The organism is Streptomyces axinellae (assembly GCF_039532135.1).
GTDB lineage: Bacteria > Actinomycetota > Actinomycetes > Streptomycetales > Streptomycetaceae > Streptomyces > Streptomyces axinellae.
On the sequence record NZ_BAAARJ010000014.1, the window covers coordinates 17,248 to 30,174 of the forward strand.

Below are 12,927 nucleotides of genomic sequence, written 5' to 3' on the forward strand. Positions count from 1 at the left end.
GCTCCGTCCAGGTCCTGCCCCTTGTCGTGCGTTGCGGGGCGCGGGTGTTCTGTCGCTTGTCGCGCAGTTCCCCGCGCCCCTTTCGGGGCTCAGAGGCGCTCTGGTGTGCGGATGCCGAGCAGGGAGAGGCCCTGGCTGAGGGTGCGGGCGGCCAGGTCGCAGAGGAAGAGGCGGTTTTCCGTCTGCTCCTCCGTGTCCGCGTCCAGTACCGAGCAGTGCTCGTAGAACGGGCCGAAGAGCGAGGCCAGTTCGTAGAGGTAGGCGGCCAGCTTGTGCGGCTCGTACTCCTCGGCGACCGTCGTCAGCACGTCGCCGAACTCGTCCAGGTGCAGGGCCAGGACGCGCTCGGCGGGGGCCAGCTCCAGCTCCGGGTGCGCGACCGGCTTGCGGTCGCCCGCCTTCCGGAAGATGGAGCGGATCCGGGCGTACGCGTACTGGATGTAGACGCTCGTGTCGCCGGTGAGCGACACCATCCGGTCGAGGTCGAAGACGTAGTCGCGGGTCATGGAGTTGGACAGGTCCGCGTACTTGACCGCGCCGATGCCGACCTCGGCCGCGCGCTCGCGGATCTCGTCCTCGGACAGGCCCAGATTCCCGGACTCGGCCTTCTCGCGCACGACGACCGCCGCCCGCTCCACCGCCTCGTCCAGCAGGTCCACCAGCCGAACCGTCTCGCCCTCGCGGGTCTTGAACGGCTTGCCGTCCTTGCCCAGGACCGTGCCGAAGGGGAGCTGCCTGGCGGTCTCTTCGGGCAGCCAGCCCGCTCGCCGGGCCGTCTCGAAGACCATCCGGAAGTGCAGGGCCTGGCGGGCGTCCACCACGTACAGCAGCGTGTCGGCCTTCAGCCGGCCGATCCGGTCGCGGATGGCGGCCAGATCGGTGGCCGCGTAGCCGAAGCCGCCGTTGGACTTCTGGACGATCAGCGGGGTCGGGGAGCCGTCGGGGCCCTTGACGTCGTCGAAGAAGACACACAGGGCGCCCTCGGAGCGCACCGCGACGCCGGATTCCTCCAGGTCCTTGACGACCTGCTGCAGGTCGTCGTTGTAGGCGCTCTCGCCGACGATGTCCTCGTCGCGGATCTCGACGTCCAACTGCTCGTAGACGGCCTGGAAGTACGTCTTCGACTCGTCCACGATCTTGTGCCAGAGCGCGAGCGTCTGCTCGTCGCCCGCCTGGAGCTGGACGACGCGGTCGCGGGCGCGGGACTTGAACTCCTCGTCCGTGTCGAAGACCGCGCGCGACGCCTTGTAGAGCCGGTTGAGGCGGGCCATGGCGGCCTCGCCCGCGTCCTTCGCGTCCGCCGTGTCCGACGCGTGGTCCAGCTCGTGCGGGTGCTCGATCAGGTACTGGATGAGCATGCCGAAGTTGGTGCCCCAGTCGCCGATGTGGTGGCGCCTGATCACCGTCTCGCCCTGGTGCTCCAGGATCCGCATCACCGCGTCGCCGATCACCGTCGAACGCAGGTGCCCGACGTGCATCTCCTTGGCGACGTTCGGCTGCGAGTAGTCGATGACCGTGGTGCCCGGGTGCTGGGCGTACGGCACGCCCAGGCGCTCGTCCGCCGAGCGGGCCGCGAGGTTCCGCACGATCGCCCGGTCGGCGACGGTGATGTTCAGGAAGCCGGGGCCGGAGACCTCGATGTCCTTGATCTCGTCGTTGGCCGGCAGCGCCTCGGTGACCTTGGCGGCCAGCTCCCGCGGGTTGCCCTTGAGCTTCTTGGCGAGCGCCAGCATCCCGTTGGCCTGGAAGTCCGCCCTCTCGCTTCGTCGCAGCAGCGGGTCGGCGGCGGCGGCCTCCGGCAGAGCTGCCGAGAGGGCGTCCGAGACGCGCTGGCGGACCGTAGCGGCGAGTGAGGGGACCGTAGCCATGGAGTGCTGACCGTTCCGTTGGTGTGTCGGGGATCGCCGGCCAGTATCCCATGTACGGGTACGGGGCCGCCGCCCCGTTTGCGGGGTGGGACAATGGGGCGTCAGCATCCCTGAGCGCAGAGATCAGCAAACCTGAGCGTAGAGAGAAGGAAGTGCCGGACGTGGCTCGGACCACTCACGAAGCCGACTGGGTCTCCCGAATCGCCGATGAGGTCATCGCCGAAGCGGAACGCCGAGGTCTCAGCGCGCCCGGCAAACCGATCGTCTGCGCCTCCGGGCTGAGCCCCTCGGGCCCCATCCACCTGGGCAACCTGCGCGAGGTGATGGTGCCGCACCTGGTCGCCGACGAGATCAAGCGGCGCGGAGTGGAGTGCGAGCACCTCATCTCCTGGGACGACTACGACAGGTTCCGCAAGGTCCCGGCCGGGATCGAGGGCGTGGACGAGTCCTGGAACGAGCACATCGGCCGCCCCCTGACCGCCGTCCCGGCCCCGCCCGGCAGCCCGTACGCGAGCTGGGGCGAGCACTTCAAGGCCGCGATGGAAGCCTCCCTGCTGGAGCTGGGGGTGCAGTACCGGGGCATCAGCCAGACGGGGAAGTACACCTCGGGCGCCTACCGCGAGCAGATTCTGTTCGCGATGCGCGAGCGCGCCCGGATCGACGCCGTCCTGGACCGCTACCGCACCCTGGAGAAGAACGCCAAGGGCGGCGGCAAGGCTCCGCAGAAGAACGCGCAGAAGCAGCAGAAGCCGGGTGCCGCCCCGGATGCCGCGGAGGTCGAGGCCGCCGAGGGCTCGGGCGCCGCCGCCGAGGACGACGGCTCGGGCGCGGGTGGCGGCGAGTACTTCCCGTACAAGCCGTACTGCACCGTCTGCGGCCGTGACCTGACGACCGTCACCGGCTACGACGACGAGACCACCGCACTGTCGTACACCTGCGCGTGCGGGCACGGCGAGACGGTGCTGCTGCGCGAGTTCGACCACGGCAAGCTGGTGTGGAAGGTCGACTGGCCGATGCGCTGGGCGTTCGAGGGCGTGGTCTTCGAGCCCTCCGGCGTGGACCACCAGTCGCCCGGCTCCTCGTTCGTGGTGGGCGGGCAGCTGGTGAAGGAGATCTTCGGCGCCGAGCAGCCGCTCGGCCCGATGTACGCCTTCGTCGGCATCAGCGGCATGGCGAAGATGTCCTCCTCCAAGGGCGGCGTGCCCACCCCGGCCGACGCGCTCCAGATCATGGAGGCGCCGCTGCTGCGCTGGCTGTACGCCCGCCGCAAGCCCAACCAGTCCTTCAAGGTCGCCTTCGACCAGGAGATCCAGCGCACCTACGACGAGTGGGACGCGCTCGGCCGCAAGATCGCGGACGGCAGCGCCCAGCCCGCCGACATCGCCGCGCACACCCGCGCCTCGTCCACCGCGCTGGGCCCGCTGCCGATGACGCCCAGGCCGCTGCCCTACCGCACGCTGGCCTCCGTCACCGACATCACCGGCGGCCAGGAGGAACAGACGCTGCGCATCCTCAGCGAACTGGACCCCGAGCATCCGGTGCACTCCCTGGAGGAGGTCCGGCCCCGCCTCGACCGCGCCCAGCGCTGGATCGCCACCCAGGTACCGGCCGAGCAGCGCACCCGCGTACGCGACGAACCGGATGCCGAGCTGCTGGCCTCGCTGGAGGACGAGCAGCGCACCTCGCTCCGGATGCTGCTCGACGGCCTGGAGGAGCACTGGTCGCTGGACGGGCTCACCCAACTCGTCTACGGCGTACCGAAGATCCAGGCCGGACTCGCCCCGGATGCCAAGCCGACCCAGGAGCTGAAGGTGGCCCAGCGCGGTTTCTTCGCGCTGCTGTACCGGCTGCTGGTCGGCCGCGAGACCGGACCCCGGCTGCCGACACTGCTGCTGGCGGTGGGCACGGAGCGGGTGCGCAAGCTGCTGGGAGGCTGAGGGCTGAGGGCTGAGGGGGGTTCAGCTGCGCGGCTGGGCCGGCCGCCGGATCCTGGGCGTGCCGGGGTCCTGAGCCCCGGGGTCCGGGTCCGTCCTGGGGCCTGGCCCCCGGGGACTCAGACCCCGGGGGCGGTCAGCCCGCGAGGCCCATCTCGGTGTTGTAGCGCTCCCTGAACTCCCGCATGTAGGTGCGCAGATACCCCTCGCTCAGGAGACCGCCGTCGGACGTCATGACGCCGAGGCTGTCGTGGAGCGTGCGGGAGAGCTGCCGGGCGGTGGGAAAGGCGCCGTGCGAGGCCACGAACTGGCGGTACGACTCGAAGTAGACCTCTTCCCTGGGCACTCCGTCGGGTATCCCTAGGAGCTCGCCGCCTCCGTAGGGACCCTCGTCCCTCTCGTCCACCCCGACCGCTTCGTGTGCCGGGGGAGGCGGCGTGGGGGCGGGCGTCGGGGCCGGTGCGGGGGCGGGCTGCGGCTGGACGGGGTCCGTGCGGTCCACGGGATTCACGAAGTCGGCAGGTTCGGCGAAGAGGCTCTCGGCGGTGTACCCGGGGGCGGTCACGTGACCCTCCCCGTTGCCGTTGCCGTTGCCGTTGCCGTTGCCGCTGCCGCTGCCGCTGGCGTGGGAGGGGGCGGGCGTGGCGAGGGTGCGGTAGCGGCCGGGCGCCACCGGGACCGGGAAGTCCGGGACGGGAGGCGCCGACTCGACGGTGGGCCCGGGCCCGGGGCCGGGGCCGGTCGCGGAGGGGGGTGAGGGCTGGGCCTGGCGCGTGGCGATGGGTGCCGGGGCGGGGGCCCGTTCGTCCTGGGGCAGGGGTGTCCCGTCCGGGCCCGGGCCGGACGCGGAGCGCGCTGGTCCGGGTGAGGTGCGCGGCGGTTCGGACGGGGTGTGCGGCGGTGACTGCTCGCCCACGTCCGCCGTCGTCAACGCGGCTGAGTCCGCTGTCTCCGCCGCCGGCTCCGCTGAGTCCAGGGCCTGTCGGGGTGGGGCCTCCGCGTCGATTCCGGTGGGTGCGGGGGCGGATGCGGGTGCGGGCGGATCCGTGGCGGGGGCGTCGGAGGCGGGTACGAGGGCGGAGGCCGTCGGGTGGGTGTGGGGCGCCGGAGGCGCTCCGGCGCGGGTGATCAGCGAACCGGGCGCCGTCTCGGTCAGCGGGACGCCGTAGCGGGCCAGTCGCAGCGGCATCATCGCCTCGACGGGCGCCTTGCGGCGCCAGGCACGCCCGTACCGTGCGCGCAGCCGGGTCTCGTAGACGAGCCGGTCCTGCTCCATCCGGATCACCTCGTCATAGGAGCGCAGCTCCCACAACTTCATCCTGCGCCAGAGGCGGAAGGTGGAGGGGAAGGCCAGGAGCCAGCGGGAGAGGCGGACGCCCTCCATGTGCTTGTCGGCGGTGATGTCCGCGACGCGCCCGATGGCGTGCCGGGCGGCCTCGACGGTGACGACGAAGAGGACCGGGATCACCGCGTGCATTCCCACCCCCAGCGGGTCGGGCCATGCAGCCGCGCCGTTGAAGGCGATGGTGGCCGCCGTCAGCAGCCAGGCCGTCTGGCGCAGCAGGGGGAAGGGGATGCGGATCCACGTCAGCAGCAGGTCGAGGGCGAGGAGGACGACGATTCCGGCGTCCACCCCGATGGGAAAGAACGGGGCGAACGTGCCGAAACCCTTCTTCTCCGCCAGCTCGCGGACTGCCGAGAACGAGCCCGCGAAGCCGATCGCCGCGATCACCATGGCGCCCGTGATCACAACGGCGATGAGTATGCGGTGTATTCGGGTCAGTTGTACGCCGTGCACAGGAGTTGTCCCCACCCTCGGAAACTGGCGGGCCCAGCCTGGCACATCCGTCAAGCGCCGACACGCGCGAAGCCCGGCCCTCCCGCGACACGGTGGCGAGGGGACGGACCGGGCTCCGTCGCGTCAGAACGCGTGCCGGGGGCTCACTTGAGGTGGGTGAGGGCTTCCTTGGCGGCCTTGGCGGCCTTCTTCTTCAGGTCGTCGGCGCTGGGCTTCTTGCCGTCCTCGAAGCCGGCGCCTTCGTAGTCGACGGTGACCACGACGTTGGCCGAACGGGCGACCAGGCGCTCGGCGCGGTAGTCCTCCGACTTGCCCTTGGAGTCCTTCTTCTCGGTCTCGTAGGAGACGGCCGTGGCCTCCTGGCCGATCCCGGACGCCGAGGAGTTCTTGGGCTTCTTGTTTTCCTTGTTGTTGGTGATCTCGCTCGCCTGCTGCTTCACGTACTCCCCGGAGCGCCTGTCGCCCGAACCGAGGGAGCTGTCGGAGTTGAAGCGCTTGAGGGAGACCGTCAGCTGCCGGTAGTCGTACTTGTTCAGGCCGCTCCACAGGCAGCTGTTGGAGTCGTTGGTGTCTCCGGACCCGACGCGCTTGCCCGACGCGTTGCTCGTCTTGGGCACCACGTCCTTGACCGTCTTCTTGGACAGGCTCTCGCAGGAGTCGGGCAGCGTCTTGTACTTCACGGGCGCCGCGCTCGGCGACTTGCTCGCGGAAGACGAGGGGGAGTCGGACTCCGCGCCCTGGTCCGAGTCCGAGGAGCAGCCGGCGACCAGCAGGACGGGGAGCGCCACTGCCGCACAGGCGAGCGAGTTCCTGACGGTCTTGCTCCGTCGAGGGGCGTTGCGCGGGGCGTTTCGGTGCATGGTTCCTTCGCTTCCGGGATTCTTCACAGTCTGAGCCGAGCCGGGATGGCGGCTGTGCTGACGGAACGGTACGCGGCCCATGGGGTGGTGTGGGCGTTTCGTGGCACCTCCCACAGCGTGTGACAGCCCACAGGGTGGGGCCGGGCTGCTACACGGGCCATGTGCGCTGCGTGACGCGCCACAGGTGGGCGCCGGTGCGCGGGGGTCCCGCTCCGCTTCGGCTGTCGGGTCACTCCTCCTCGAACGTTTCGGCGAGCTGTACAGCGAGGTCGTGCGTTTTGTCCTGGAGTTCCTTGCTGTCCGGAATCCGGTGCTTGTCCGTGACCCACTGGTCATAGCGGACGGTGGCGATCACATTGGCCGTGCGGAAGACCAGGGTGACGTCCCGGTGGAGGCCGGAATCCTCGGTGTCCAGCTTGTCGTTGATGAAGGCGGTATCGCCGATGCCGTCCAGGGGGCGGGGGGCCAGCTCCCCTTCCGGACTGGGGGAGGAGCCCTCGCCCTCGGACGCGTTGCCCTCGTCGGAGGACTCCGGGGACCTGTGGTTCCGCTTGGTGGCGGAGTCGTCCTTGGCGCCGCCGGAGGAGGCGCCGTCGGCGGAGGTCTTGCCGTCGGGTGTCGCGCCGCCGGGGCTCTCCCCTTCGCCTGGGGCCTCGCTCTGGCCGGAGGCGCCGTCCGAGGTGACGGGGATCTCGGCCTTGCTGGCCTTCTTGTCGTAGAGCCGCTCGGCCTGCTCGTCGTCGCTGACCGCGGGGTCGTAGGACACGACGCGCTCGAAATCGACGTTGAGATGGCGGGTGCCGAGCGTGGTGGCATTCTTCCAGCGGCAGCCGACACGGCGGTCGGTGTCGTACGTCACGGTCGCCTCGCCCTTGAAGGGGCTGGGGCTGGGATCGACGGAGCCTGAATCGGAATCGCCGTCGCTCCCGTCGTCCGCGGCCTCGGCGCCGGGGAGCATGTCCTTGAGCTGGCTGATGCTGACGGTGCCGCAGGGCTCGGGGAGCGTGCGGTACTTCCCGGGCGGCGCTGCTGACGCCGAGGACGAGTCGTCGCCCGGCTTGGCGTCGTCGCCGTCGGAGCCGGACGGGCCGGTACAGGCGGTGAGCGTGGTGAGGGCCCCGGCCAGCGCGAGGGCCAGCCCGGTATGTTTCACGTACGTCCTGTATGTGGCGTACGTACTTGCCCTCCGCCGCACGGTCGGCCTCCTCGCTCGGGTCGTCGTCCGGTCTCCTGGACGGGAACGCGTTCCGCCGACAGGGCGACGGAACACAATGTCTATCGCACGTGTCATCCAACCGTCCGGTCGCCCGGTGCCTATGTTGCACAAAGTCAGTCTTTTCCCTTTCGCGTTATGAGCCCTCTCTGTCCAAGTGATGTGGGTTGGCGACCGGCTCGATGGCCACGCTGTCAACAGCGGTGCACCGTGGGGCGATTGCGACGTGGGCGTACCGGTGCGAATGCGGGAACGGGGCGGGCTGTGTGTGGGGGCTGGGAGACGGAGGCGAGACGTGCGGCTGGAGGTCTCCGCTCAACTGCCGCGCGGCGCATACATGATCAACGCGACGCCCACCAGGCAGACGAGCGCCCCTGTCACGTCCCAGCGGTCCGGGCGGAAGCCGTCCATCACCATCCCCCAGGCCAGTGAGCCGGCGACGAACACTCCGCCGTACGCGGCCAGGATCCGGCCGAAGTGTGCGTCGGGCTGGAGCGTGGCCACGAAGCCGTAGACCCCGAGCGCGAGGACCCCGGCGCCGATCCACGCCCAGCCCTTGTGCTCCCGCACCCCCTGCCAGACGAGCCAGGCCCCGCCGATCTCGAAGAGCGCGGCCAGTACGAACAGCAGGATCGAGCGAGCGACGAACATGGTGGCCAGGCTATGCGGCCCGCCCCGTCCACTCCGTCAGCGCCGCCTCCCGTCCCGCCGGGTCCGGGCCTTCGCCGGCCCACGCTATGTAGCCGTCAGGACGGATCAGGAGGGTGAATCTTCCGGCGCCCGCCGTCTCTTCGTGTATGAAGCGGGTGTCCTCCCCTCTGCTCCGCGCCCCGCGCGGGGTCACCAGGACGAACCGGCCCTCCCGCAGCGCCTCGTACAACCTGCCCGAGGCCAGCGCCAGGTCAGGGGCGCGCTTGCCTGCCAGCCGGTGGGAGCCCGAGGGCGCGGGGTAGGAGAGGCCGATTCCGGAGACCGTCATGATCGCGCGCTTGGCCACCGGCCATATCCGGTCGACCAGCGTGCCCGCGAGCGAGCGTGCCGCCCGGCTGCCGGGAAAGCGCGTGAGCGCGATGCGAAGGATCGCGCCGCTTGTGCGCAGCACCATCGTGCCGACAGGGTGGCGTTCCGCCTCGTAGGTGTCCAGCAGGGTGGGAGCCGAAGTGGCGTCGAGGACGGCGGCCAGCTTCCAGCTCAGGTTCGCGGCGTCCTGAAGCCCGGTGTTCATCCCCATACCGCCGGCCGGGGAGTGGACATGGGCCGCGTCGCCCGCCAGGAAGATCCGGCCGACCCGGTAGGCGGGGGCCTGCCGCTCATCGCTGTGGAATCGCGAGATCCACCGGGCCTCCCGTATCCCGAAGTCCGAGCCGAGGGCGAGCCGGGTGAACTCCCGCACCTCCTCCAGGTCGGCCGGAGCGCTGTCGGGCAACTGGCGGTCGCGGTGCCAGCCCATGACGCGGTACCAGCCGTCGCCGAAGGTGCCGATCAGCGCGAAGGCGCGCTCCGTGGCATCCGCGGTGAAGGGGGCCTTCGGTGGCTCGTCCAATCGCACGTCGGCCAGCACCATTGAACGGATCACCGACTTGCCGGGGAACGGCAGCCCCAGCTCCTCGCGGACCTTGCTGTGCACCCCGTCTGTGCCCACGAGATAGCGGGCGCGCAGCGTGCGGTCCTCGTCCGCCTCGCGAATTTCGGCCGTCACGGTGTGGGCGTCCTGGCGCAGCGCCGTCAGCTCGGCGCCGTGCCGGAAGACAACGCCCGCCTCCTGTGCCCTGCGCTCCAGCAGCCTCTCCACCTCGTACTGCCCTACGACGAGGACGAAGGGGAAGCGGGTCGGAAGGGAGGTGGGATCGAGGGTGGCGGTGCCGAACAGGCGCAGCTTCTCGATGGGGTGTCCCGCCTTCACCAGGTCCTCTGCCAGCCCTCTGGCGTCGAACTGCTCCAGCGTGCGGGCGTGCACGACCAGGGCGCGCGAGAGATTGCTGGTGGTGTCGTCGCGGCGCTCGATCAGGGTGACCCGGCGGCCCGACGCCGCGAGGTCGCCCGCGAGCAGCAGGCCGGTCGGGCCGGCGCCCACGACGAGGACCTCCGCGTCGTGCGCCCGCTCCCGTGCTCCGGGTGTTTCCTGTGTGGTGCTGGTGCGTGCCATGACTGCCTCCCCGGGCCGGGCGCCTCCCTCGGCGCCCACTGGTCAACGCTTGTTGTCACCACCGTAAGCCGGTCGGGGCTGGCGTGTCAACGCTTGTGGGCCTACAGTTGTTGACATGGATGGCACCGAGACCCGCACCGAGGCCCCAGGGCCCGCCGAAGAGCCCGCCCGCCGCTCTGATTCGACGCGCGCCGCGATCCTCCGCGCCGCGCGCGACAGCTTCGCCGCGGAGGGGTACGAGCGCGCGACGATCCGCCTCATCGCCCGTGAGGCGGGCATCGATCCCGCGATGGTGATGCGCTATTACGGCAACAAGGCCGGGCTCTTCGCCGCCTCCGTCGAGCTGGATCTGCACCTGCCCGAAGCCTCCTATCTCCCCCGGGAGCACGCGGGCGCGGTGCTGGTGCGGCACTTCCTGAGCCTGTGGGAGGGGGACGAGTCGCTGAAGGCGATGCTGCGTGTGGGGGCGACCAACCCCGCGGGGGCCGAGAGGATGCGGAGCATCTTCCGGGACCAGCTCGGGCCGCTGGCCGAGGCGCTGAGCCCCGATCCGGAGGAGGCCAGAACGCGGGCGGGGCTGGTGGCCTCGCAGGTTCTCGGTATGGCCCTGTGCAGATATGTGCTGGAGCTGCCGCCCGTTGCCGCGCTGTCCACGGAGGAGGTGGTGCGCTGGCTCGCACCCACGGTCCAGGGCTATCTCGCGGGGGAGGTGCCGCCGCCTCCTCCGGGGTCGGAGTAGTCCTCCTCGGGGAAGTTCCCGGCCCGCCCGGGCTCCGCCGGCTCCGAGGCCGCCGGAGTCCGTTCGATGGTGGCGAAGTTACGGACGGGGCGATTCCGTCGATAGATACGCCGCACAGGGTCCGGAAAGCGTGGACTATCCGTCTCCGGGGGCGTCCGCGCGTTCCGGATCTACAACGACCCTTTCTGTTTGCGCCCGGATGAGGCACTCCACCCGGGCAAGGCACCTAGGCTTACCGCGTTCTGCCGGTCACAGGTCGTGGCCATGACATGTGATGGGAGGTCAATATCCCTTACGAATAAGGGCAGTTGACTGATAAATGTCTGGCTTTGGGTGTGCTGTGCGACCGGATTACTTTCATTCAAGCCGGGTAGCGGCCCCCCGAATCGATGACTGGCATCCAAGAAGGTGTCCGTGCGCCACGGATCGCCGCGACGCGTGAGAGGTCCGGAATGACCACCGGAGGAAGGGCGATAGACAAACGTGAAACCTGAGACAGAGGAGGCCCCGGCCTTCCGCGGGGGACTGGCCCGGGGCCCGCAGACGGACCGCGTCGTGTTCGGCGTCACAGCGCTGCTCACGCTCGTCTTCGTCGTCTGGGGAGCGGTCGCGACGGACTCCCTGAGCGACGTGTCCTCCAAGATGCTGGAGTGGACGATGCACAACGGCGGCTGGGCCTTCGTGCTCGCCGCCACCGGCTTCGTGATCTTCTCCCTGTGGCTGGCCTTCAGCCGCTACGGCAAGATCACCCTCGGCAAGGAGGGTGAGGAGCCAGAGTTCAAGACCGTGTCGTGGATCGCGATGATGTTCAGCGCGGGCATGGGCATCGGACTGATGTTCTACGGCGTGAGCGAGCCGCTGAGCCACTTCACGGAGGCGCCCCCCGGCACGAACCCGGCCAATGACGCGGACCGCATGGAGACGTCGCTGGCCACCACGCTCTTCCACTGGACGCTCCACCCGTGGGCGATCTACGCGGTGGTCGGCCTGGCCATCGCCTACAGCTGCTTCCGGCGCGGACGCCGGCAGACGATCAGCGCGGTCTTCACCCCGCTCATCGGCGAGAAGGCCGCCAACGGCGGCATCGGCAAGGTCATCGACATCCTGGCGATCTTCGCCACGCTGTTCGGCTCCGCGGCCTCGCTGGGGCTGGGCGCACTCCAGATCGGCAGCGGCATAGAGGAAGCCGGCTGGGCGAGCAAGGTCAGCACCGGCGTGCTGGTCGCCATCATCGCGGTGCTGACCGTGGCCTTCGTCTTCTCGGCCGTCTCCGGTGTCGAGAAGGGCGTCCAGTGGCTCTCCAACATCAACATGGTGCTGGCCGGGCTGCTCGTGCTCTTCCTCTTCGTCGCCGGCCCGACGATCCTCATGCTCAACATGGTGCCGACCTCGGTGGGCAGCTTCCTCGGTGACCTTCCGCAGATGATCGGGCGAACCGACTCCTCCAGCGGCAAGGGCGTCGCGACCTGGCTCTCCAGCTGGACGGTCTTCTACTGGGCGTGGTGGATCTCGTGGACGCCGTTCGTGGGCATGTTCATCGCCCGCATCAGCCGGGGCCGCACCATCCGCCAGTTCGTCGGCGGCGTGATCCTGGTCCCCAGCGTCGTGAGCCTCATCTGGTTCGCGATCTTCGGCAGCACCGCCATGAAGCTCCAGTCCGACGGCACGAACCTGGGCAAGACCCAGGAGGCGCAGCTCTTCAACGTGCTGAACGAGTACCCGATCGCCAGTGTCACCGGATTCGTCGTGATGCTCCTGGTCGGCATCTTCTTCGTGTCGGGCGCCGACGCGGCCTCGATCGTGATGGGCACCCTCTCCCAGAAGGGGACGATGGAGCCCAGCCGGGGCGTCGTCATCATCTGGGGTGTGCTCACCGGGGCCGTCGGCGCCGTCATGCTGATGATCGGCGGTGGTGGGGACGAAGCCCTCACGGGGTTGAAGAACCTCACCATTCTGGTGGCGGTGCCCTTCACCGTCGTCATGATCGGGTTGTGTATAGCGCTCAGCAAGGACCTGCGCCGAGACCCGCTCATCATCCGTACCGAGCGGGGCGAGGAGGCCGTCGGCAGCGCGGTCGTCGCCGCCCACGAGCAGTACGGCGGTGAGTTCGAGTTCCAGATCGGCCCGATCGACCCCGACGCGCCCAAGCTGGACGCGGAGGTCCTGGACGAGGAGGTCGCCCAAGCCGTGGCCGACGCGGTCGTGGACGAGAGCGGCGAGGCCGGCGAGGCCGGCCGGGACAACGGCGGCGAGAAGAAGACGTCGAGCGGCCCGGACAAGGACTGACCCGGAACCGGAGAGGGCCGGTCCGGGGCAACCCCGTCCGGACGGCCCTCATCCGGTCTCAACCGGGCCAGGTCACCGGCGCG

General features: G+C 69.9%; 9 protein-coding genes. 3 read left to right on the plus strand and 6 right to left on the minus strand.

Features of this window, described 5'->3' with window-relative positions; translation table 11 throughout:
* Window positions 1–89: 89 nt before the first annotated feature.
* Window positions 90–1,868, minus strand: coding sequence for an arginine--tRNA ligase (argS, locus tag ABD339_RS21045; RefSeq protein ID WP_344567957.1), 1,779 nt, complete (start codon window positions 1,866–1,868; stop codon window positions 90–92).
* A 161-nt stretch (window positions 1,869–2,029) separates the two neighbouring features.
* On the opposite strand from argS, the gene lysS reads away from it, so the two are divergent.
* Window positions 2,030–3,805: a lysine--tRNA ligase gene (gene lysS / locus ABD339_RS21050; RefSeq protein ID WP_344567958.1), complete on the plus strand. Its 1,776-nt coding sequence runs from the start codon at window positions 2,030–2,032 to the stop codon at window positions 3,803–3,805.
* Between the two features lie 133 nt (window positions 3,806–3,938).
* On the opposite strand, the gene ABD339_RS21055 is transcribed toward lysS, so the two are convergent.
* The 5 genes from ABD339_RS21055 to ABD339_RS21075 form a co-directional block, all read right to left on the minus strand.
* Window positions 3,939–5,537: a DUF2637 domain-containing protein gene (locus ABD339_RS21055; RefSeq protein WP_425576050.1), complete on the minus strand. Its 1,599-nt coding sequence runs from the start codon at window positions 5,535–5,537 to the stop codon at window positions 3,939–3,941.
* Window positions 5,538–5,743: 206 nt separating this feature from the next.
* Window positions 5,744–6,460 carry a DUF3558 domain-containing protein gene (locus ABD339_RS21060; protein WP_344567959.1) on the minus strand — a complete coding sequence of 239 codons (717 nt, stop codon included), beginning with the start codon at window positions 6,458–6,460 and terminating at the stop codon, window positions 5,744–5,746.
* Window positions 6,461–6,689: 229 nt separating this feature from the next.
* Window positions 6,690–7,613: a hypothetical protein gene (locus ABD339_RS21065; protein WP_344567960.1), complete on the minus strand. Its 924-nt coding sequence runs from the start codon at window positions 7,611–7,613 to the stop codon at window positions 6,690–6,692.
* A 375-nt stretch (window positions 7,614–7,988) separates the two neighbouring features.
* Entirely contained in the window at window positions 7,989–8,324 is a 336-nt protein-coding gene (locus ABD339_RS21070; protein WP_344567961.1) for a YnfA family protein, read from the minus strand.
* A gap of 10 nt (window positions 8,325–8,334) precedes the next feature.
* Window positions 8,335–9,819: an FAD-dependent monooxygenase gene (locus ABD339_RS21075; protein WP_344567962.1), complete on the minus strand. Its 1,485-nt coding sequence runs from the start codon at window positions 9,817–9,819 to the stop codon at window positions 8,335–8,337.
* Between the two features lie 115 nt (window positions 9,820–9,934).
* Here ABD339_RS21075 and ABD339_RS21080 point away from each other — a divergent pair, with 115 nt between their 5' ends.
* The gene (locus tag ABD339_RS21080) at window positions 9,935–10,558 is read left to right on the plus strand and encodes a TetR/AcrR family transcriptional regulator (RefSeq protein WP_344567963.1); all 624 of its coding nucleotides are present in this window, start codon (window positions 9,935–9,937) and stop codon (window positions 10,556–10,558) included.
* A gap of 483 nt (window positions 10,559–11,041) precedes the next feature.
* On the plus strand, window positions 11,042–12,844 hold the full coding sequence (locus tag ABD339_RS21085; protein ID WP_344567964.1) for a BCCT family transporter: 1,803 nt from the start codon (window positions 11,042–11,044) through the stop codon (window positions 12,842–12,844).
* The last annotated feature ends 83 nt before the right edge of the window (window positions 12,845–12,927 follow it).

What these genes read in the sequence shown, in the direction of transcription:
- ABD339_RS21055 (WP_425576050.1), bottom strand. Translation starts at nt 5,537, where the DNA reads ATGGTGATCGCGGCGATCGGCTTCGCGGGCTCGTTCTCGGCAGTCCGC.
- ABD339_RS21075 (WP_344567962.1), bottom strand. Translation starts at nt 9,819, where the DNA reads ATGGCACGCACCAGCACCACACAGGAAACACCCGGAGCACGGGAGCGG.
- ABD339_RS21080 (WP_344567963.1), top strand. Translation starts at nt 9,935, where the DNA reads ATGGATGGCACCGAGACCCGCACCGAGGCCCCAGGGCCCGCCGAAGAG.
- ABD339_RS21070 (WP_344567961.1), bottom strand. Translation starts at nt 8,324, where the DNA reads ATGTTCGTCGCTCGCTCGATCCTGCTGTTCGTACTGGCCGCGCTCTTC.
- argS (WP_344567957.1), bottom strand. Translation starts at nt 1,868, where the DNA reads ATGGCTACGGTCCCCTCACTCGCCGCTACGGTCCGCCAGCGCGTCTCG.
- ABD339_RS21060 (WP_344567959.1), bottom strand. Translation starts at nt 6,460, where the DNA reads ATGCACCGAAACGCCCCGCGCAACGCCCCTCGACGGAGCAAGACCGTC.